Source organism: Aeromonas sp. 3P, from assembly GCF_051919745.1.
Classification (GTDB): domain Bacteria; phylum Pseudomonadota; class Gammaproteobacteria; order Enterobacterales; family Aeromonadaceae; genus Aeromonas; species Aeromonas veronii.
On record NZ_JBQBED010000001.1, the window covers coordinates 1,783,292 to 1,803,783 of the forward strand.

Below are 20,492 nucleotides of genomic sequence, written 5' to 3' on the forward strand. Positions count from 1 at the left end.
GATCTACACCTCATTTTTTGCCTACCTTAGGCATAAAAATGAGATAGCGGTTGGATTTTTAGCCCAAAATGGAACGTGAAACAGGCCAGAGAAAACAGCCAAAGAAGGGAAATACCAGACAACAGTAATAGCAGTTAGCTCGATGTCAGCAAGCGCCATAAACTTTCTTCGGCGCTTACTACTGCATCACAACACTGTATCAGAGAGGCTCAAATATCCAGCGCACGTGTCGTACGCTGTTTCTTGTCAATTGAAGCACTTATATCGTCTTTAACCAGAAGGGTATAGAGCAAATCCAGTACATACAACTGCGCAATCTTGGTACCAATAGAGTCACCTTGCATCTGCCCTTGTCTGTTACCGTTCAATAGCACCGCGTCAGCATACTCACAAAGAGTGGATTTCGGGTTATGGGTCAATGCAACCGTATAAGCGCCTGCCTCTTTGGCCAATCGTAACGCCTTGATGGTTTCCACCGAGGAGCCTGAATGACTGATCCCGATGGCAAGATCACAGGGCTGTAACAGTGTCGCTTTCATGTACATGAAGTGGTTATTGGTCAGCGCATCCACATTTAATCCGATCCTCATGAATTTATTTTTCGCCTCTTCTGCGGTGATCCCAGATGAGCCGACACCAAAAATGTAAATCCCGCGGGCCTCGCGGAGCTGGTTCGCCACAGTTTCCATTGTCTGAAAACTAAGTAGATTCAGCGTTTCCGACAGAACATTATGAATACCCTGCTGCAGCTTTTGCCCAATCAGTTCCACGTTATCGTGCGGAGCAATATCAGTATCTAGAATCGAACGATCATTCTGATGCAAGGAAGAGAGCTCGATGGCCAAGTCCATCTTAAAATCTTGAAAACCTTTAAATCCGAGCAGACGGCAAAATCGGATTATCGTTGCGTCGCCAGCATCAACTTTATGTGACAACTCGGCAATTGAGAGCTTGGTCACCTCTTCAGCATTCTGTTGCACAAAGTCGGCAATACGACGAGCAGATGGGGTCATGCTTTCAAGCATGCTTCCCATCATATCTAGTACTTTTCCTGTTTTTATTGGCAAGTGCTTGGCGACCATAAACTGCTCCACATCATCTACATAAGTCATTGATATGATTTTTACATTTCAAGCTGTTCTTGTGAAGTAAAGCTCCAATGATAAGAATGAGTTCGATCTCAATTTACCGCAAAACAACCTCGTGAAAGAGGGTGTTATCCCAATCACATTTTGTACATCTGCCTAGCTTTTTTGGCGAATAGTGATTGCACGATGAAGTTTTACTCCATAACATCAAAACTCCAAGTCAAACAAATTATGTGAAGTTTTACTTCACGGAGCTCTTAACGATGGAAAAACTCTCAGGACTGATTGCCGCCCCGCACACCCCGTTTGATGCCAACGGCAACGTGAACTTCGCCAACATCGACAAAATTGCCGCCCACCTGATCCGTGACGGTGTGCGTGGCGCCTATATATGCGGTACCACCGGCGAAGGGATCCACTGCTCGGTTGCAGAACGTAAAGCCATTGCCGAGCGTTGGGTCAGTGCAGCCCAAGGTCAACTGAAGTTGATTGTCCATACTGGTGCTCTGAGCATTGTCGATACGTTGGAGCTGACCCGCCACGCTGAAACCCTAGATATTTTTGCCACCTCGGTGATTGGCCCTTGCTTCTTCAAGCCAAGTTCACTGGATGACTTGGTCACCTACTGTGCAACCGTTGCGGCAGTTGCGCCGTCTAAAGGTTTCTACTACTACCACTCAGGAATGTCTGGTGTAAACTTCGACATGGAGCAGTTCCTAATCAAAGCCGATGCGCGTATTCCTAACCTGTCAGGCTTGAAGTTTAACAGCCCTGACTTGTACGAATACCAACGTTGCCTACGCGCATGCGGCGGCAAGTTTGATATTCCATTCGGTGTAGATGAGCACTTACCTGGCGCCTTAGCTGTGGGTGCAACCAGTGCAGTAGGCAGTACCTATAACTACGCAGCGCCACACTTCCTGCAAATTATCGAAGACTACCAAAATGGCAATCACGACGCAGTTTACCGAGGTATGAATAGCGTGATCGAACTGATCCGCGTATTGGTGGAGTTTGGTGGTGTGGCAGCCGGAAAGGCTGCGATGGCTCTGCATGACATTGATGCCGGCGACCCACGACTACCACTACGCGCACTGACCGTACAGCAAAAAGAAATCGTTGCAGAAAGGATGCGTAACGCCAAGTTTTTACTTCAGCACTAAGCAAATGCCCGTTAGAACTCAAACGAACCCCAGCGAAGAGCTGTGATCACAATATTTGTCAATTAACAGCCCATAGTTCGAGCCGTTGGGCATGTAAAAATCCGAAACCAATCAATTGGTTTCGGATTTTTTATGCATATCGTACAGACTCCCGACTTCCTTCATACCTGCAATGCAGTCTAGTTTGAGTCACTCGCTGAATTTATTCCCCATGCCAATCACGACGTGGCTTGGCCAAGGGGACGTTGTTACCCCGCCCCGTCACCTCATGCCCATAGAGCGCTGGTTTGGACCAGCATCTTCATGGCTATGATCCGCAACGGAGTTATGGTGATTTCTGGTGTACGTAGGGATAGAAGGAGTGGCGTATCCTGCTGATTGATTATTCCGATAAGAATCTCTATCAGGCCTTAATGGTTAAGCATCAGGATCCAATACCTCCCAACGTCCGCTCTTACGCGGTCCAACAAAGCGTAATCGCCCGTCTTTGACCAGCACGGCAACAGCTCTCTCCACTGTACTGGTCGATTTGCCAATCAGCTCTGCGACTTGCTTGAGAGTTATGGTCGGCTCAGCCGCCAGTTCCGCCAAGATGGCCTGGGGTGTTTTGACCCGCTTTTCTACCTGCGTTTCAACCTTCATTTCTACCCGTGTTTTTTCCTGATGAGGTGATACTGTAGTGGTCAACTAAATCCGGACACTTGGTTAGGCCGTTCTTCGGCTTTTGCTGGCGGTATCCCGTCATTGTGTTGATGTGGACGCCGCCAGTTGTAGTAATCCATCAGGTAGTAACTGATATCCCGCTTCGCCTCTCGCAAGTTCATATATCCCATAGCCGGGAGCCACTCTGACTTCAGGCTTCTGAACAACCGTTCCATCGGGGCGTTATCCCAGCAGTTGCCACGCCGACTCATACTCTGGGTCATGCGATAGCGCCACAGTCGTTGCCGAAATGCCCCGCTGCCATATTGGCTGCCCTGGTCAGAGTGAAACAGCACGCCTGACGGACAACCTCGTTGCTGATACGCCATCTCAAGTGCTTTGATGGCAAGCTCTGCATCTGGTTTATCTGACATCGCCCAGCCCACGACCCGCCGGGTGTGCAGGTCAAGCACCGCTGCCAGGTAATGCCAACGACCACCTGCCCAGACGTAGGTGATATCGCCACACCACACCTGATTGGGTTGCTGGACATCAAATTCGCGGGCCAGCAGATTGGGAATGTCCGGTCGTTCAGACTGTGCCACCTTATAGCGGTGTGCGCCCGGCTGTTTGGATACCAGCCCGGCTTCCTTCATCAGGTTACGTACTTTGAATCGACCAATCTGATACCCCAACTCCCGCATCATCGACATCAAGGCGCGGCTGCCAGCCGAATCCCTGCTCGCTTTGAACAACCGGCGCAACTCAGAGCGCTGTTGCATGCGCTCACGGTTAATCGCCCGCCTACGGGCCAGATAATCGTAAAAACAGGAGGTGGGAACATCGAAAGCGCAGCAGACCAAGGTGATGGGGGCTTGCTCCCTTAATCGGTCTATCAGCGCGTACGTGTGAACTCGTCCGCCATCAAGAGAGCAGTAGCCTTTTTTAGAATGTCCTTTTCACGTTCGAGCCGGTTGATACGGGCTTCCAGCTCCTGAATTTTTTGCTGCTCCGGAGTCAGTGCTTTGCCGATTGGGGTTGTGCCAGTTCGTTCGGATTGCAGTTGCTGAACCCAGCGACGGAGCACGGTTTCACCGACATCCAGTGAACGGCTGGCTTCAGGGACAGAATATCCCTGGTCGAGCACCAGGGATGCAGCTTCGAGTTTGAATTCGGCAGTAAATGAGCGACGTAATCTTGTCATTGAACACCTCAGGTCATGGTGGCGACTGTACCACCTAAAATGGTGTCCGGGATGATTAGACCACTACATACTGCTGCTAGTTGAATCGCAATCGCTTGAGCCAGTGCATCGCGCAGCGCTTCCAGTAGAAAGAGGATGAACTCGGTACAATCACTACGACTATCAGCCTGACTTAGCTGCAGATAGTAGTGCTCCTGCCGTGCCTTGATCACCGTCTCCACTGGTAAGAAGGCCATTACAGGCTGCCAGCGACTCAAGATCACCGTCTGCCATAAACGTCCCATTCGACCATTTCCATCCGCAAAAGGATGAATAAACTCCAACTCGTAATGCAAGGCACAGGAAGCGATCACCGGATGAGCCTCGGTCTCAGCCAGCCAGGTCAATAGCTGCCCCATCAGACGAGGGACCTGGTTCGTAGGGGGAGGCATATGCACTAACTGCTCGCCTCGATAGATACCTACGCCACTGCTACGCCAGTGACCCGCATCATTACAGAGTCCACGCATCAGTAGTCCGTGAGCACCAAGTAAATCATCAGCTGAAGCTGGATCCCAATCAGGCATTGCTTCATAGGCCGCAAACGCATTACGGACTTCTTGGATTTACCGTGGAAGCCCGAGTACCGTCTTCCCCTCAATCACTGCCGTCACCTGCTCAACACTCAGGGTATTGTGCTCAATCGCCAAGGAGGCTTGGATAGTACGGATCCGGTTCTCCCGACGCAGCATCGGCACCTGGGAGCTCTGAGCAAACCGCTACTGCCCCACCAACTCGGCGATTTCCGCCACCCGGCTCAACATGGCATGGGTCAAGGTGAAGGGAGGGGAATAGGCTGCCATGAATTACTCCAGCTGATGCGATAACAAATGAGGGATTAGCTTAACAGATCCGGGAGTAGAAACTCCCGAATTGAATTTGAATGGCCGGGCGTCCCCGCTAGGGCCAGTGAATTAAGTGTGAACATTACCTTATTAGTTGACTACGTCCGTAATTACGTTCACCTCGTACTTTTGAGCGTAACTTAAATAAATACGCTGTTCTCTCCAAGAATTTATAAAATTTCTCATTGTGCAGATCAGCATCTCGGCGATCAAATCGATACTCTGCATCATCAGGGAAATGCACCAAAGACGCATAATCAGGGTATGCGAGCCTCAATGCACTGCACCAAGCTTTACGGATACGCGTAGCCATGTTATCTCCATCGAGATTAGAGTAATCCCCAAGATGACCGTAATCATCTCGGTTAAATAGTAGCACCACGTGATAATGAGGATACTGGCTTGTTACTTGCTCCTTCACCCAGATAAATCCCAAGAAGAATGGTTTACCCGTCTTACCCTTACGGTGACGTGCCGCCTGTATTTGGCTTTTTAGTGAAGCTATAAAGCGCTTAATAACCTTTTCCTCCTCTACCTCCGGTGGAAAGCTTGTCGGCATGTCCGGATCATCCATGATGGATATCAGGGGGAAGCGTAGATCAACGCGCACTGCAAACACTCGTGGGTGTTTATTCAAGAAGTTAGCGATTACCTCCACGGATGTTTTCAACTGTTCAAAAGATATTGAACCATACTTAGCCTCAGCCACAACTCGTAAGTTTTCTAGCTCGTCGGCTATTAAATGATACCCGACTTTTGATTTCATATAAGTTCCTATAGCACGCATGGAATACCTATACCCGTTGGTTAGATACTCAGGTGACTTCACTTATCGTAATTAATGAGGATTGCTACGTAAAACTTTACTGACAACTGATACTGTTCTCTCTTATCAAACCACTAGGTTGATATACCAACCTGCATTTAGCACTCTGTGCATTACATATACTTTGCTATGCAGAACTATACAGCCAATGGCTTATATCTGATGTACAAGCCTGATGTGCATCTGATTGGTATACACGATGTGTATATATCACATATTCTCGTTCACATACCCTGTGATACACTCTGATGGTGTATCACTCTCACCCTCGATATATCTCCTACCCCCTCTACCGTGTTATACACTTCGCGTGTATATGTAATACTATTACCGAACTGAGCAACATTCTAAATCGCCGAGAAAAGCTTGGTTATTTTCGATAAGCGCTCGATAATTCCGAGCATTAAGACAAATAAGTTCCTCTGAACTTAGCTCGATACCTCCTATCTAGCGGATACCTTCGAATCAATCCATTCTATTACTTCACTCAGCTTCCAAGCGACCGCACGAGGCCCTAAAGGAACGGCACCAGGAAATGCCCTCTTGCTCATCAAGCGATAAATTGTCGCTTTGGATAAGGTAGTCATTTCGATGACTTCTTTCAGCTTAATCAACTTCATGTTATCTCTCCGCTATTTCTTCATAACGAAGGACCACATGTTAAAAATTACTATCCGAAATAAACCACAATCTAATCTCAATCTCATTAATCCGCACAATTAATTGATAGCCACCCACAACCGAATAAATAAATCTCAGTCTCCACTGAACTTTGCGATAAACCCATGAAGAAAGAACTTTACTGACACACACAGTAATTCATAGCACACTAAACAAGCTCAGGATCTAAACCACCAGATGCATAGTGCACTCTAAGCCAGACACCCCAAACATTGGTTGGCCATTCCTGCACCAGGCCAAACATAAAAAACACGTGAAATACATCACAAAACCCCACAAAATACACTCACGAAAAACACAATAAAAACTACAATGTAGTTTTAGGTTATTAGGGTGAAAAATATGGCGCTCTGGACGGATGGAAAAGTTGTCAGAACACTGTTACTCGACAAATACTTTGTTGATTATCTTTGGTATAGAACATGTGAAATAAATTCGTATTCAGTGTGTGTAATTCCTGCAGCTGAAAATATTGAAAACGAACTATCAAGAGCCAGCTTAGATCCTAACGCTCAAAGATTCATGTCTGATAATGATGTTAGAGACAATTCAACACTTAACCTCGACCGATTTATCAAAGTACTTCATAACGAATATACCCAAGCATGTATTTCCAAGGATGACCTACATTGGATAGATGAAAAAAATACCAGATTGATTTTTTATATATGGCGAACATTGAGTCACTTAACATTAGATCACATCTCTAATAAAATGTTCGATTTCGACCTTAAATGTGAATTTTTACAAACAATGCAGCCAAACAACAGCAAGAAAATTGTGAGAATGAATGATATTACCAATGTAAAAATAAGCACATTTTTAATCGTTTGCTGTATAAATAGATTGAGAGTTAGTAAGGCCATTAAATTACAAATACTAGATAATATAAAAGAGACAGCTTCATACTCCCTAAAAAACCAAGAAATAACTCGCTGGCTAAACAAGGATGAAAATCAAAAAATATCTTGGACATTTGACTACTTGCTTAATAACAAACTAAGATATATCCCACTAGTACTTCCTGGCTCAATGGGAATTAGAGATGATATCATTTCTTTTTTTGATGTGACGCGCACATTCAATGAGGACAGTTCAAAACTTATTACACTCACAATGAAGAAATCATGGAGCCAGAGAAAATACCGAGATAAAAACAAAGATAAGAAACAATACAGTATAAACATGAGCCAAGATATAGGCGATATTCTTGACGAACTAAGCCAAGTAGAAAACAAAAATAAAAATGCTATCATAGAAGAATTGATTAGAGAAGCATACGCAAAACGGTGTTCAATATAAATAAAATGGACTAAATGATTTAATCATTTAGTCCGTCATTCAGCATTATCATAGCCACTTACTTTCTATTAAAACTCAATTTCACAACGTTATTGAATACTGTTTCAGCAACAGGCTCTTGCATCACCTCATCAGCTACCAGTCTCCCCCAATTAATCCAGACAAGTCGGGTTTTCTCGGCATGACGTGAGCGGTGATAAGTTCTAATAAGTTTGTTAATGGGTGTGTGATTCAAGCAAAGCTCAATTACCCTTTCCTCAGTATCCAGTCTTTCCGCCCAGTTAGTTGCAGCACTTCGACGTAAATCATGAATAGTAAATGGCTCCATATCAGATAGAGAGCGAGCAATGAATCGTCTTAGTGCTCGTGTAATTGAATCGACTAATATTGGCTCTATTTCATCTGTTTTTGGCCGATCTGATTCAAATACAAAATCACCATTGGAATACTGTCCCTGAACTTCAATTACTGATCTTGCTTGAGGAGAAATAAAGACTGTATGAGCTCTACCATTTTTCGTTTCTGGAATGGTCCATATATCATCCTTGATCTGTGAAAAACGCATATTGGCGACTTCACTACGCCGACATCCGGTCAGTATCAATAGCTTGATCGCATTCGCTGCAGGCAGAGAAATAGTGGCATGGCGAGAAACGCCCCGTCCCCCAACTGCCAGGCTGCCACCGCTCCCCAAGTCCTCATCAATGGCCTTCCATAACCTGCGCAATTCGGGGACAGTCAGCCAACGCTCTCTTGGGGCGCCAGCACTGGCGCCAAAATCTTTTGGCCGTAATAGCCTTGCTGGGTTAGCTTCAATCAGGCAGTGAACCACCGCATAATCCAACATCTGATTCAGCGTTCCCAGCCCCTTACGGGTTTCGTCTTTTGTTGCGCGCCTGGTTATCTCTAACGCTTGTGCCAAGTGGGCACGAGTCAGATCGATTAAGCGAATATTGCCCAGGGTCTTCTTGAGATGACGATTCCAACGATCTTGATGACATTGGAGGGTTTTGGGTTTGACGACCTGAGCAACACGTTGCGCATCGAGCCATCGTCCAAGCAACTCATCCATCGTCAGGGCCGTTTCATTTTTAGCCTTTTCTTGCGCTGCAAACTTAGTGGGATCAATGCCCCGCTTCACAAGCTGCACGGCTTTGCCATGCTCCTCTCTAGCTTTAGCCAAAGTTAGAGCTGGATAACTCCCCAACAACAATTCACCTTCACTACCACCAATCTTGAAGCGATACACAAAACGCTTGAGGCCACTTGCGCGAATTTCTATCTTGAGCCCGCCACCATGCTTCGATTGAATCGCATATCGCTTCACCTTAACCCCTTCAACAGGCTTGAGTGACGAGATCTCCAGGTCTTTACTTATCGCCATCCGTACCCCTCCCCGTACCCCTCCAATGCAGTGCGTTGGAGTGAGACCTTATGAAACTACTTGATACAGATATATTAATTAAATAACTGTTTTTAATCAAAAAAATATCCATCACAGAACCAGTGGATACCGTCTGAAACTCTATCAACCTTGGCTCCTAAGGGACAGGCCACTGGTTCGGCTCCAGTCGGGAGCGCCATATAAAACAAGGGGTTAGCATCTTCACGATGCTAACCCCTTGGTCGTTTTTGGCGACAATGAATCCGACCATCCAACCGTAATTACCCTCTCCTTTCTGCGTTCAGAGCATGCGCTCTCTGATAGACTGCTTCTCTTTGGCTTGTCTTTGAGGCCAAGCCCTGTTTCATCTTGCAAAGGAGTGTTGGATGTCCGGATGTTCCTGGTGGGATAGATCCACCGGTTTTGCACTGCTGACCATTGTGCTGTGGGCCTCGTTGGCGGCGCTGACGTCACGGGTCACCAGCGTGTCACCACTGGTGCTGGTCGGGCTGGTGCTGTTTTTCTGCGGGGTCGGGGCCTTGCCGTTCTGGCGCCAGTGGCGTGCTCGCCCTATTACCTGGCTGGTGACGGTTACGGCATTGCTGCTCTACCATCTGCTGCTCTTTATGAGCTTTCGCCATGCCCCGGTGCTGGAAGCAAACCTCATCAACTACCTCTGGCCGCTCTGCATCATTCTGTTCACCCCACTGTTGTTGCCCGGCCATCCACTCCATGCCCGTCACCTGCTGGCTGGCGCCTTTGGTCTGGCAGGCTCCATGCTGGTGATGGTCAACGGCGAGCTGCAACTGCAACAGACCTATCTGCCGGGATACCTGTTGGCGCTCGGTGCAGCTGTCGTCTGGGGGGCCTATTCGGTGCTATCACGCCGTCTGCCGCCAGCCCCCGCCGTGGTCACTGCGGCAGCCTGTCTGCCCGCGGGTTTGCTGGCGCTGCTGCTTGCCCGTCTGCTGGAGGGGCCCCTGCCGCTCGTGCAGATCCCCACCAGTGACTGGTGGCTGATCATCGGGCTGGCGCTGGGGCCCATGGGGGCGGCCTTTGTGACCTGGTATCTGGCACTGCGAGATGGCGATCCACGCCGGATCGGTGCCCTTGCCTACCTGACACCGCTGCTGAGCACCTTGCTGCTGGTGTTGCTCAATGGAGAAACGCTAACCTCGCGCCATCTGCTTGCTGGCGCACTTATCATGGGAGGCGCCCTGCTCGGTATGCTGGGCCAACGCAACAGAGCACTGGCATCCCCAGCCAGTTAAGTCGGCAAAATGGGGCCACCTGACCATGCTGTCATAAAAACGCCATCATCCCTGTTTAGGCTCTGGCCACGCTCCCCCATGGTCTGTGCTGACAGGAATTACCCCGTGAAAATCGCCCATTACGCCACCCTCTCCTCCCTTGTTTTGTTACTGGTCGCGGGAGGACAGGCGCTGGCCCTCTACCACGGCTGGCAGCAGCTTGCCCGTACCAATCAGGCCCAGCATCAGCACGAGACGCTGCAACAACTGGTGACCGTGACCCTGCAAAACAGCCTGCGTGACTACCTCAACAGCGGCGATCCGCAACAACTGACAGCAGCGGAGAAGGTCCGCCAGCAAGCGCTCTCCTCGCTGGCCGCTCAGGATGATGCCGTGGCAGCCCCGCTCAGACAGCAACTCGAACAGATGGCGCAGCGCATCGCGCACGACTATCAGGCCGCAGGCAAGCTCTCGGGCAACAGCCAGCTGCTGCTGCAAAATGCCGAGAGTGAGCTGGGCAGCCAGGCCATGGAGCTGATCCGCTATGGGGAGCAAGGTGCCAACACGGAACAATCTGCCGCGGCACAGCAATATCGCCGCGGTGCGGCCGAGATCCTGGCGGGCCTGCCGCGCCTCGCCCATTTGCGCCAAAGCTATATGGAGCAGGGCAATGAAAAGCTGCTCGAAGGGATCCGCTTCGAGCTGGAGGCACTGCAAAAACAGGCGCAAGCGCTGCAAGCCTTGCCGCTGCTCGGCCTGTATGAAGAGGCGCCCGCCGATGAATTCACGCTGGGGGAGCCGGTACGCAAGGAGCTGGGAGATCAACCGCGCAGCGAATTACGCTCGCTGCTGGGTCGCTATCCGCAGGAATTGGCCAACAGCCGCACGGCGCTTCAGCAACAACAGGCTGGCCGCCAGACCGTGCAGCAAGACATCATGGCGATGTTGCAAGCGACCAGACAGATGGGGGAACAACTTGCCCACGAACGGCAAGCCGTCAATCAGGAGCTGGCCACCATCCTCGGCACGCTGGCGCTCTGTCTGGTGATAGTCGCCCTGCTGTTTGCGCTGGTGCAACGACGCTGGCTGCTCGCCCCCTTGTTGCGACTGCGCGGAGCCTTTCTGCAGCTCGATCAGACAGGGCAGGCCGAGCCGTTGCCTACCGGGCGCGATCGCAACGAGCTGGCCGATATTGTTGCCAGCTACAATCGGCTGATCGGTCGTCTGCAACTGGACCAACAACAAAAAGAGGGGCAGCTATCAGCGGTATCCCTCAGTCTGCAAGGGATGGTCAGTCAGGTTGACGAGATCCACCACAGCACCCGCACCACCGAACAGGTGGTCGACGAGAGCGGCCAGATGATGGATGAGCTGAACCAGCTGGCCGGAGAGGTCCATCAGGTCGCCGCCAACATCGCCCAGCATGCCCACCATAACGAACAGGCGATGAGCCAGAGCGAAGATCTGGTGGGGAGCATGCTGCACGCCACTCATCAGACCGGACTGGCGATTGACGAGAGCGATGAGGCGCTGCAAGCCCTCACCCGCTCGGTTGCTGATGTGACGGCCATTGTCGATGTGATCGGTCATATCGCTCAGCAGACCAACTTGCTGGCCCTCAACGCCGCCATCGAAGCGGCCCGCGCAGGGGAACAGGGACGCGGTTTTGCGGTGGTCGCCGATGAAGTGCGCCACCTCTCGGCCAATACCCAGCAATCCCTCAACCAGATCACCGATATTCTGGGGCGCCTGACCCAATCCGGCGAACAACTTGGCACTGTACTGAACCGGATCACCAGCGAATCAAGCCGCCAGCGAGCGCAGGCGGAACAACTGCGCCAGACCACCCAGGCAGTGAGGGAGATCGCCCGCAACACCGCAGTGATCGCCCTGCAGGGGGCCGACAACGCCAAAAGTCAGGAACACAAGCTGGCCAGTTTTGCCGATCTGATCGCCCGTATCCATCAGCATGCCCGTCAGGTGAGTCAGCTCTCGGTGCAGGTCTCGTCCCATATCCACCATCAGGCGCAGCAGATCCCCCGCATCCTCGGCCAGCAAGGCTGACCCCTATTCGCCCCACATCTTTGCCAGATCACTTTCCCTCAACCAGAGGGAAAGTTTTTTTGTAGCACAAAATTATCTGTTATCGGCAGGTTAACTGACACCTCTTCCCCCGTACCGGATGAAAACCCGCACTGGCGCTGGCCGCAGCCTCAAGAAAACGCTCTCATCACCGTGATACCTGCCATGAGGCTGTTTACGACCTTGCCCATGATTATTTGCACTCGGTCATACTTTTGAAACTTTGAGGGAACTTTTCATTGATATTTCGCACCGCGAACGTACTCTTGGGGTTGTCCGATAGCCAAGAATCGGAACATAAAAAAACAACATGTGATGATCAGGACTGCCAACTACAGATGTGCCAAGACATCCGGGTTGCAGGTAGCCAAGACAAGATTTTTTGCCCTTCGGGGTGTTGATTGCAATACCGATAATCGAGCGGAAGGCACACAGCCAACTGCCGAAAAAAAAAGCTAAGTCCATAAAATCAGGAGCTATCTTATGTTCAATAAATCCGCACTGGCTGTTGTAATTGCTTCAGCTTTCGCACTGCCTGCTCATGCAGATATCAAGAATGTCGACATCTATGGCCAGATCGCAATCTCTGCCTGGACTGGTGCTGACTGGGCAACCGTTGATGCCAATGGCGGATACGAGAACCCCATCAAGATCGAAAATGAATCTCGCATCGGTTTCCGTGGCAGCAAGGATTTTGCCAACGGCCCCAAGTTTATCTGGCAAATCGAATCCGGCAACGTCGGTGAGTCTGGCGGTGACGGCAAGCTGGGGGTGCGCGATACCTTCGGTGGTTTCGAGTGGGAAGGGATAGGTAAAGTTCGCGCAGGCCGTATGCTAACACCGCTCTATGAAGTGCTTGACTGGCCGTACAGCAGTATCTCTACCGGTAAAGTGATGGACTGGCGCGGCGACATCATCGGTGGTGGTAACTACGATCGTCAATCCAACATGATCCGCTTTGACTCCGCCAACCATAGCGGCTTCAGCTACAACCTGGCGCTGGGCCGTGGTAACAATACCAATGATGCGAGCTCCAACTTCTATGGCTTGGGCGCCCACTACAATACCGGTCCGCTGACTCTGCACGCGACCTATGAAAAAGGTACTGACCGCAAAATCGGAGAGGGCGCGTTTCATGGAACGCAGAAGCTCGCTAAGATCGATGAAAATAATAAGAATACAGCTAATGCACTCCTGACGCATACTAGCGGAACAGGCGACTCAAATGCCTATCTGCTGGGCTTCGAGCTCAACTTTGACAATGGCCTCGGTTTCTACGGTGCCTATAAGCGCCTGACCGCCGATTATTCCGACATGGACCTGAATGTTATCGGTGTAGGCACCACGACGCTGAACGGTATGTCACAAGATAGCTACACCCTGGCCACTGTATACAATACCGGTCTGTGGCAGTTCAAACTCGCCTATGCCGCCAACCTGAAGCCTGAATTTGAAACAGCGGCTGGCGACTTTAAGGCGAGCGAGTTCAGCGACTCCATCATCTCCGGTCAAGCCATGTACTTCCTGGATGACTCGGCCGTTGCCTATGTTCGTCCTTACTATCTGCAGCGCCGTGGTCTGTCAGTGGTACAAGATGGTGATAAAGAGTTTGGTCTAGGCATGGGCGTAGAATACTACTTCTAAACCCTGGCTTGTGTTCCCTGTATTTAATGCCTACTTGGCGGGCCCTTACAGGGCCCGCCTTTTTAGTTGTGATGAAGACAAGAGGTAAACCAGAAATGAAAAAGACCATTATGGCAGCATTAATCGCCACACTACCCTCTGTCAGTCAGGCTGCAGTCAATCTGGAAATAGGCAGAGGGGTAGAACTCGTTGCGGTCAATGGTATTCCGGTTGACTCCCCGCTGTTTATTGGCAAGGTAGACAATCAATCTTTGCCCGACGGAGACAATCAAATTGCGATTAAAATCTCTCAATTAGTCAAAGATAAAAACAATACAAAAAAATATAACTCTCACGTACATGTCTTGACATTTAATGCTGCAAACCAAGCGATATCGGTAGAAGCACCGAGGTTGCAAACATGGGAACGAGGAGAGGCGTTTGACAAACAACCACAATGGAAACTCTCGTCATCCGGCAACACCGTTTCATACAAACTTGGTGAGCTGGTCTCTATGACCAATATGTCCGTGCTTCGTAATTTTGGCGAAGAGCTTGACGCATTTAACCGTAGCAACCAACCAGCGGCGCTACCTCAACTGGCAGGAGCAATGCAGGGTAATGTGAAAAACGTATATGACTTGCCGACACAAGGCAGCAACGTGATTCCCGCAGCAGTAGCCACAAAACCCATTCAGCCTTCCGATATCAGTGACTCAGCTTCCCAACAAGCGCGATTCTGGTTTGACAAAATGACCCCAACCGAGAAACGCGATTTTATCTCTTGGGCAGCGCAAAACCTGTAAGAAGTACTGTTTATCACACTTAGCCCGCTTTTATGCGGGCTTTTGTTTCATGTATCCTCAAGCGATACATCGCATAGAGATTTCCCATCATGCCCCGTTTTGTTCTGATCACCGGTTGTTCCAGCGGAATTGGCCTCGCCGCCGCACAGGCGCTCGGGCAGCACGGTTTTACCGTGATCGCCTCGGCGCGCAAGGCGGAAGATGTGGCCCGTCTGCAGCAACAGGGATTGCTGGCGGTACAGCTGGATCTGGCGGACCCTGCTTCCATCGAACTGGGGGCCAGTGCGGCGCTCCATCTGGCAGGCGGGCGCCTCTATGGCCTGTTCAACAATGGCGCTTATGGCCAACCCGGGGCGCTGGAAGATCTGCCCACCGAGGCGCTCAGGGAGCAGTTCAATACCAACCTGTTTGGCTGGCACCATCTGATCCGTCAGGTGCTGCCGCCGATGCTGGAGGCCAAAGAGGGGCGGATAGTGCAGAACAGCTCGGTACTGGGGCTGGTTGCCATGAAGTATCGCGGCGCCTACAACGCCAGCAAATTTGCGCTGGAAGGTTATAGCGACACTCTGCGCCTCGAACTGGCGGGCAGCGGGGTACATATCAGCCTGATTGAACCGGGCCCCATCGATACCCGTTTTCGTGCCAATGCCCGCAGCGCCTTCTTGCGGCACATCGAGCCGGCCCAGAGCCGTCATCAATCGGCCTACCGCCAGACCCTGACGCGGCTGGAAAAAGAGGGGGCAACCAGCGGCTTTACCCTCCCAAGCGAAGCCTGCATCCCTCCGCTGCTCCATGCACTGACCCACGCCCATCCCAAGGCGCGCTATCCGGTGACCACACCAACCCGGCTGTTTGCCTTCTTGCGACGGGTATTGCCCACTCGCTGGCTCGATAAACTGCTGGCCAAATCAGCCTGATCCCGTGATTGGCGACCAAGTACCCGGTCGCCCAGGTGGCGTTAGCCGGGTAGCGGCGTCACCTGTCCCGCCAACCTTGTTTATCCCCCTCTTCAATAGTGCTCACCATTGCTGTAGTAGGCACTCTTGACCAAGGGAATCACCTGCACCACCACATAGGTCTGCTCCCCCAGCACCTGCTTCAAATGGCGCGTGATAAGGCGCGCGGCGGTGTCCTGCATCTCTTGTGGCCGCTCGAACCAGTGCAGCTCGACAAACGGAAAACCCGCCTCTGGCTCGCCGTTGCGGATCCAGCTGCTCTCCACCCGCTCCATGGTGACAAACTCCGGCTTGCCGCCGGTCAGCTCGCAAAACTCGGCCAGTAGCGGGCCACTCACCTGTTGCAGGGTATCGAGCGTCACGGCGCGAAAACGAAGATGGGGCATGGCAAACCTCTTGGTTATCTGAAATGAGGACTTATCATAGGGGTTATTGTCAGCAAGAGAAGTCACCCGGCGCACATTAAGGATCCCCATGAGTTTTCATCGCACCCTCTTTGCCTTCCTGCTCTGCCTGCTGCTACCGCTGCACGCCTTTGCCGATCCCGCGTTCTATCGGGTGAGCAAGGGCAACCAGCAACACTGGCTGCTGGGCTCCATCCATGCGGGCAAACCTTCCCTCTATCCTCTTCCCGAGCCGGTGGAGCGTGCCTGGCTGCAGAGTCGCGCACTGGTGATGGAGGTGGACATGAACAGCATCACGCCGGATCAGTGGCAACAGACCGGCTCCCTCACCCGACTGGTGGATGGCAAACCGCTCAAGGATCATCTGCCTGCCGAGCTCTATCAACGCACCCTGATGGCGGGTGCCCGCTATGGCATCGACGAGGCGACCCTCGCCACCCTGCGCCCATGGTTTGCCGCCATTACCCTGACCCAGGCCGCCATGGCCCGCTCCGACTTCAAGAGTGAACTCGGGATAGACCAGCACTTTGCCGTCCGGGCCGCCAAAGAGGGCAAACCGGTGGTGGGCTTTGAAACCCTGCTGGAGCAGCTCGGTTATCTGGCTAGCGTGGGTGACAACCAGACCCTGATGCTCGCCAGCACCCTTGATGAGCTACCGATGCTGGAGAGTGGTTTCGCCGCCGTGATGAAGGCGTGGCAGCAGGGAGATGAGGCGACGCTGATCAATCTGCTCAAGGAGGAGATGGCTCCCCCCGCGCTACAAAGCTGGATGGAGCAGACCCTGCTGGCCGAGCGCAACCATAACTGGCTGAAAAAATGGTCCACCCTGCCCAACGAGAGCTTTATCGTGGTAGGCGCCCTGCACCTTTACGGCGAACAGGGGTTGCTGGCGTTGCTGGAGCAGCAAGGGTGGCGCATTACCCCGCTCACCACACCGGGCCCTGTGCAGGCTCGGTAGCAAGGAGTCCAGTGAGAATGATCACAGAACACACTGGTTATTAAACAACCTGCAAGGGAGTTGATCGGGATCATCCCGGACGGGGCAAAGAGGTATTTATCATGCCTGTCATCAACCGGGTGACAGGAGCAATAAAATGGACTTTTGGCTGGACCTGATGTTTGGCAACAGCGTGGGATTGATGTCGATGCTGGTGATTATCGGCACCTTCTTGCTGATCAGCTCTTACGCGGCCTACTTCATCTACAAGGTGATGCACTCGCAACCGCCTCATTCACAGCAACCCCATTCTCAACAACCCAAAGAGGGCAAATAATCCTCTGACCACAGGCGGCAGCTCACACTGACCGCCTGTGCTGTTTTATGGTTCGCGACTGTGATTCCCGGGCCAGACTGCACCAGTGTCCATGCTGGGCGCCCCTTATCACCTGCCCCTTTCCCCGTTTTCTGTGCCGGTTGCGGCCGTTATAATGGCCCCCACTTTTTCTTATGGGGAGCCTGCCGTGTCTCATAACGACGAACTCTCGCTATTTATGAATGAAGTGGCCGACGTACGGCCCATTCGCAGCGACAACATCCATCCCCATGCGGCCAAATCCGCCCCGACCGAGGCGCAGCTCGCTCGCCGCCAGGCTGCCACTGCCGAACAACTCGCCCTCGACCACCTCACCATGGAGGCCATCGAGATGCGCGATCCGCACGAAATCGTCGGCTTCAAACGCGATGGGGTGCAGGAGGGGGTCTACAAGAAGCTGCGGCTCGGCAAATATGAGCTGCAGGCAAGTCTGGACTTGCACCAGAAAACCCTCAATGAGGCGCGCCAGACGCTGGTGCAGTTCATTGCGGATTGTGAAGTCCGGGATATCCGCTGCCTGCTGATCCTGCACGGCAAGGGGGAGCGCAGCACCCCGCGCGCCCTGCTGAAAAGCTATGTCAGCGCCTGGTTGCCGCAACTGCCCGCCGTCATGGCGATCCACAGTGCCGAGCGTCGCCACGGCGGCAGCGGTGCTCTATACGTGCTGCTGCGTAAAAGCGAACGCAAAAAAGCGGAAAACCGCGAACGGCACCAGAAGCGGCTCGGCTAATCCGCCTCTCGCCACCATACCTTTGGCCCGCCAGCATGAAGGTGGTCAACTATACAGCGGCGGTGTTAGCATCGAACGGCCCCGATCATGCCAGGTACGGGGCGGCATACCATCAGGGACGATAACAAGGACAATCCCATGTCATATCAAAAGCTTGAACAACATCAGCAGCAGATCCACCGCTTTAGCCACCTCGCCGCCATCTGCGGCTGGGATCAGGCAGCCATGATGCCGGAAGGGGGCAACAATGCCCGCGCCGAAGCGATGGCCGAACTCGGTCTGCTGATCCACCAGAAGCGCACCGCTCCCGAGCTGGGCGACTGGATTGCCAGGGCCGAGAGCGAACCGCTCGATGAAGTGCAACGTGCCAACCTCGGCGAGATCAAGCGCCAGTGGCAAGATGCAAGCCTGCTGCCCGGTGAGCTGGTCGAAGCGCTGTCGCTCGCTGGCAGCAAGTGCGAGCACGCCTGGCGCAGCCAGCGCAAGAACAACGACTGGGCCGGTTTTGCCCCCAATCTCGAGGAGGTGGTGAAACTCTCCCGTGAAGTGGCGCAGCTGCGGGCCGATGCGCTTGGCGTGCGCCCCTACGACGCCATGCTGGCGCTCTATGAGCCGGGCATGACCAGCGCGCGGCTCGATCAGATCTTCGGCGATCTGGCCAGCTGGCTGCCGGCTCTTATCCAGACCGTGAGTGAACAGCAGAAGGGCGATGCCCTGCTACTGCCGCAAGGCCCCTTCCCCATCCCGACCCAGCAAGCGCTCGGTCAGGAGGTGATGGGACTGCTCGGCTTTGATTTCGCACACGGCCGCCTCGATGTGAGCAGTCACCCCTTCTGTGGCGGCGTGCCGACCGATGTGCGGATCACCACCCGCTACAACGAGCAGGAGTTTGTCTCCAGCCTGATGGGCATAGTTCACGAGACCGGCCACGCCCGTTACGAGCAGGGGCTGCCGCGCCATCTGCTGGGCCAGCCGGTGGCCGAGGCCCGCTCCATGGCGATCCACGAGAGCCAGAGCCTGTTTTGCGAGATGCAGCTGGGGCATCATCCGACCTTCCTCGCGCTGCTGGCGCCACGTATTCGTCACCACTTCGGCGAGCAGGCGGCATTTGCGCCGGACAATCTGGCCAAGCTCTACAGCCGGGTCGAGCCGGGCTTTATCCGGGTCGATGCCGACGAGGTGACCTATCCGGCCCACGTTATCCTGCGCTACGAGCTGGAGCGCGATCTGGTGGAAGGGAAGATCGAGGTGGCCGACATCCCCGAGCTGTGGGACGCCAAGATGCAGCAGTGGCTGGGGCTCTCCACCAAGGGCAACTACCGCAATGGCTGCATGCAGGATATTCACTGGACCGACGGCTCGTTTGGCTATTTCCCGAGTTACACCCTGGGTGCCATGTATGCCGCCCAGCTGCGTTTTGCCCTCGAAAAAGAGCTGGGCAGCATGGGTGAGGTGATCGCGGCGGGCCGCCTGCCGGAGATCTTCGGCTGGCTCGGACGCAACATCTGGTCACAGGGGAGTCTGCACAGCACCGACGAGCTGGTGCGCCGCGCCACCGGTGAAGCGCTCAACCCACACTGGCTGCGCCAGCATCTGGAACAGCGCTACCTGAAGTAATGAGCGCAGTAAGCTAACAGCAGAGCGGGGCCCTTTTTAGTTGACCACTACAGGGCCCCGTTTTTATGGCGGTGCATGGCACAGCAGGCCGCCACCACCATGCTGTCAAAAGAGAAAATTCAGAGAGGATCAGGGGAACCCAGCAACTCGCGCAGTTGCAGGATATTGCCCTCCGGATCGAAGGCGTTGCGCACCACAAAGCCGGGCCCTGTCCACTGCTGTGGCAGCAAACCGCCGCCGAGATCCGCCGCCTTCGCTTCCGCCCAGGCGAGGCTGGATACGGTGAAGAACAGCTTGATGGCCCCCTCTTCCCGCAGTGCTGGCGGCCGCTTGATAACAACTTGCCCGGCATAAGGCTCGGGAATGGCGTGGATCAGCAGCTGGATATCGCTGTTTTCCAGCACCACCAGCTGCTCATCCTGACTGCAGACCACCATCTGCAGCAATGTACGGTAAAAGTGGGTCAGCAGGCCCGGATCCTTGGCATAGATCAGGGCACCGGCGCGAGCGGGGCCTGGCATGGAGCTCTCCTCAACA

Annotated in this window: 20 protein-coding genes; 11 read left to right on the top strand and 9 right to left on the bottom strand. The window is 52.9% G+C overall.

Annotation, left to right across the window (positions count from 1 at the left end):
- Positions 1-209: 209 nt before the first annotated feature.
- The gene (locus ACTG19_RS07945; RefSeq protein WP_042011381.1) at positions 210-1,082 is read right to left on the bottom strand and encodes a MurR/RpiR family transcriptional regulator; all 873 of its coding nucleotides are present in this window, start codon (positions 1,080-1,082) and stop codon (positions 210-212) included.
- Positions 1,083-1,351: 269 nt separating this feature from the next.
- On the opposite strand from ACTG19_RS07945, the gene ACTG19_RS07950 reads away from it, so the two are divergent.
- A complete protein-coding gene (locus ACTG19_RS07950; protein WP_042011366.1) occupies positions 1,352-2,251 on the top strand; it encodes a dihydrodipicolinate synthase family protein in 900 nt (299 codons plus the stop codon).
- Positions 2,252-2,668: 417 nt separating this feature from the next.
- Here ACTG19_RS07950 and ACTG19_RS07955 read toward each other — a convergent pair whose 3' ends face one another.
- From ACTG19_RS07955 to ACTG19_RS07975, 5 genes are all read right to left on the bottom strand, one after another.
- Positions 2,669-2,938, bottom strand: a complete 270-nt coding sequence (locus ACTG19_RS07955) for a winged helix-turn-helix transcriptional regulator (RefSeq protein WP_439988947.1) — start codon at positions 2,936-2,938, stop codon at positions 2,669-2,671.
- Positions 2,935-4,097 (bottom strand): IS3 family transposase gene (locus ACTG19_RS07960; protein WP_439988875.1). Its coding sequence is split into 2 segments (ribosomal slippage): positions 2,935-3,842 and positions 3,842-4,097, totalling 1,164 coding nucleotides; the frame shifts between segments, so codons are not numbered across the junction. Before ACTG19_RS07960 ends, ACTG19_RS07955 begins: the two co-directional genes overlap by 4 nt.
- 8 nt (positions 4,098-4,105) lie before the next feature.
- Positions 4,106-4,663 (bottom strand): Fic family protein, encoded by a 558-nt coding sequence (locus ACTG19_RS07965; protein WP_439988948.1) that lies wholly within the window; start codon positions 4,661-4,663, stop codon positions 4,106-4,108.
- A 400-nt stretch (positions 4,664-5,063) separates the two neighbouring features.
- A complete protein-coding gene (locus tag ACTG19_RS07970) occupies positions 5,064-5,747 on the bottom strand; it encodes an inovirus Gp2 family protein (protein ID WP_181497556.1) in 684 nt (227 codons plus the stop codon).
- Between the two features lie 503 nt (positions 5,748-6,250).
- Positions 6,251-6,427, bottom strand: a complete 177-nt coding sequence (locus tag ACTG19_RS07975; protein ID WP_081990762.1) for a helix-turn-helix transcriptional regulator — start codon at positions 6,425-6,427, stop codon at positions 6,251-6,253.
- A 403-nt stretch (positions 6,428-6,830) separates the two neighbouring features.
- Between ACTG19_RS07975 and ACTG19_RS07980 the strand changes: the two genes are divergently transcribed.
- Positions 6,831-7,790: a hypothetical protein gene (locus ACTG19_RS07980; RefSeq protein ID WP_181497557.1), complete on the top strand. Its 960-nt coding sequence runs from the start codon at positions 6,831-6,833 to the stop codon at positions 7,788-7,790.
- Positions 7,791-7,848: 58 nt separating this feature from the next.
- Here the strand turns inward: ACTG19_RS07980 and ACTG19_RS07985 are convergent, their stop codons facing one another.
- A complete protein-coding gene (locus tag ACTG19_RS07985) occupies positions 7,849-9,174 on the bottom strand; it encodes a tyrosine-type recombinase/integrase (protein ID WP_181497558.1) in 1,326 nt (441 codons plus the stop codon).
- A 386-nt stretch (positions 9,175-9,560) separates the two neighbouring features.
- Between ACTG19_RS07985 and ACTG19_RS07990 the strand changes: the two genes are divergently transcribed.
- From ACTG19_RS07990 to ACTG19_RS08010, 5 genes are all read left to right on the top strand, one after another.
- The gene (locus tag ACTG19_RS07990) at positions 9,561-10,445 is read left to right on the top strand and encodes a DMT family transporter (protein ID WP_439988949.1); all 885 of its coding nucleotides are present in this window, start codon (positions 9,561-9,563) and stop codon (positions 10,443-10,445) included.
- A 105-nt stretch (positions 10,446-10,550) separates the two neighbouring features.
- Positions 10,551-12,488 (top strand): methyl-accepting chemotaxis protein, encoded by a 1,938-nt coding sequence (locus ACTG19_RS07995; RefSeq protein ID WP_439988950.1) that lies wholly within the window; start codon positions 10,551-10,553, stop codon positions 12,486-12,488.
- Between the two features lie 501 nt (positions 12,489-12,989).
- The gene (locus ACTG19_RS08000) at positions 12,990-14,150 is read left to right on the top strand and encodes a porin (protein ID WP_439988951.1); all 1,161 of its coding nucleotides are present in this window, start codon (positions 12,990-12,992) and stop codon (positions 14,148-14,150) included.
- A gap of 95 nt (positions 14,151-14,245) precedes the next feature.
- The gene (locus ACTG19_RS08005) at positions 14,246-14,935 is read left to right on the top strand and encodes a YccT family protein (RefSeq protein WP_240533628.1); all 690 of its coding nucleotides are present in this window, start codon (positions 14,246-14,248) and stop codon (positions 14,933-14,935) included.
- 89 nt (positions 14,936-15,024) lie between these two features.
- Complete coding sequence (locus tag ACTG19_RS08010) at positions 15,025-15,852, top strand: SDR family oxidoreductase (RefSeq protein WP_439988952.1); 828 nt, start codon at positions 15,025-15,027, stop codon at positions 15,850-15,852.
- A gap of 92 nt (positions 15,853-15,944) precedes the next feature.
- Here the strand turns inward: ACTG19_RS08010 and ACTG19_RS08015 are convergent, their stop codons facing one another.
- The gene (locus ACTG19_RS08015) at positions 15,945-16,277 is read right to left on the bottom strand and encodes a DUF1904 family protein (protein WP_439988953.1); all 333 of its coding nucleotides are present in this window, start codon (positions 16,275-16,277) and stop codon (positions 15,945-15,947) included.
- A gap of 88 nt (positions 16,278-16,365) precedes the next feature.
- Here ACTG19_RS08015 and ACTG19_RS08020 point away from each other — a divergent pair, with 88 nt between their 5' ends.
- The 4 genes from ACTG19_RS08020 to ACTG19_RS08035 all read left to right on the top strand — a co-directional run bounded on the left by ACTG19_RS08020 (position 16,366) and on the right by ACTG19_RS08035 (position 19,955).
- Complete coding sequence (locus ACTG19_RS08020; RefSeq protein WP_439988954.1) at positions 16,366-17,253, top strand: TraB/GumN family protein; 888 nt, start codon at positions 16,366-16,368, stop codon at positions 17,251-17,253.
- 136 nt (positions 17,254-17,389) lie between these two features.
- A complete protein-coding gene (locus ACTG19_RS08025) occupies positions 17,390-17,569 on the top strand; it encodes a DUF3149 domain-containing protein (RefSeq protein WP_005338733.1) in 180 nt (59 codons plus the stop codon).
- Positions 17,570-17,756: 187 nt separating this feature from the next.
- Positions 17,757-18,338, top strand: coding sequence for a DNA endonuclease SmrA (gene smrA / locus ACTG19_RS08030; RefSeq protein WP_005338734.1), 582 nt, complete (start codon positions 17,757-17,759; stop codon positions 18,336-18,338).
- A 138-nt stretch (positions 18,339-18,476) separates the two neighbouring features.
- The gene (locus ACTG19_RS08035) at positions 18,477-19,955 is read left to right on the top strand and encodes a carboxypeptidase M32 (RefSeq protein WP_439988955.1); all 1,479 of its coding nucleotides are present in this window, start codon (positions 18,477-18,479) and stop codon (positions 19,953-19,955) included.
- 119 nt (positions 19,956-20,074) lie between these two features.
- Here ACTG19_RS08035 and ACTG19_RS08040 read toward each other — a convergent pair whose 3' ends face one another.
- A complete protein-coding gene (locus tag ACTG19_RS08040; protein WP_005338740.1) occupies positions 20,075-20,476 on the bottom strand; it encodes a VOC family protein in 402 nt (133 codons plus the stop codon).
- Positions 20,477-20,492 lie beyond the last annotated feature (16 nt).

Coding starts and splice junctions, on each gene's coding strand:
- ACTG19_RS07945 (WP_042011381.1), bottom strand. CDS start 1,082: ATGGTCGCCAAGCACTTGCCAATAAAAACAGGAAAAGTACTAGATATG.
- ACTG19_RS07950 (WP_042011366.1), top strand. CDS start 1,352: ATGGAAAAACTCTCAGGACTGATTGCCGCCCCGCACACCCCGTTTGAT.
- ACTG19_RS07965 (WP_439988948.1), bottom strand. CDS start 4,663: ATGCCTGATTGGGATCCAGCTTCAGCTGATGATTTACTTGGTGCTCAC.
- ACTG19_RS07970 (WP_181497556.1), bottom strand. CDS start 5,747: ATGAAATCAAAAGTCGGGTATCATTTAATAGCCGACGAGCTAGAAAAC.
- ACTG19_RS07975 (WP_081990762.1), bottom strand. CDS start 6,427: ATGAAGTTGATTAAGCTGAAAGAAGTCATCGAAATGACTACCTTATCC.
- ACTG19_RS07980 (WP_181497557.1), top strand. CDS start 6,831: ATGGCGCTCTGGACGGATGGAAAAGTTGTCAGAACACTGTTACTCGAC.
- ACTG19_RS07985 (WP_181497558.1), bottom strand. CDS start 9,174: ATGGCGATAAGTAAAGACCTGGAGATCTCGTCACTCAAGCCTGTTGAA.
- ACTG19_RS07990 (WP_439988949.1), top strand. CDS start 9,561: ATGTCCGGATGTTCCTGGTGGGATAGATCCACCGGTTTTGCACTGCTG.
- ACTG19_RS08000 (WP_439988951.1), top strand. CDS start 12,990: ATGTTCAATAAATCCGCACTGGCTGTTGTAATTGCTTCAGCTTTCGCA.
- ACTG19_RS08005 (WP_240533628.1), top strand. CDS start 14,246: ATGAAAAAGACCATTATGGCAGCATTAATCGCCACACTACCCTCTGTC.
- ACTG19_RS08010 (WP_439988952.1), top strand. CDS start 15,025: ATGCCCCGTTTTGTTCTGATCACCGGTTGTTCCAGCGGAATTGGCCTC.
- ACTG19_RS08015 (WP_439988953.1), bottom strand. CDS start 16,277: ATGCCCCATCTTCGTTTTCGCGCCGTGACGCTCGATACCCTGCAACAG.
- ACTG19_RS08020 (WP_439988954.1), top strand. CDS start 16,366: ATGAGTTTTCATCGCACCCTCTTTGCCTTCCTGCTCTGCCTGCTGCTA.
- ACTG19_RS08025 (WP_005338733.1), top strand. CDS start 17,390: ATGGACTTTTGGCTGGACCTGATGTTTGGCAACAGCGTGGGATTGATG.
- ACTG19_RS08035 (WP_439988955.1), top strand. CDS start 18,477: ATGTCATATCAAAAGCTTGAACAACATCAGCAGCAGATCCACCGCTTT.
- ACTG19_RS08040 (WP_005338740.1), bottom strand. CDS start 20,476: ATGCCAGGCCCCGCTCGCGCCGGTGCCCTGATCTATGCCAAGGATCCG.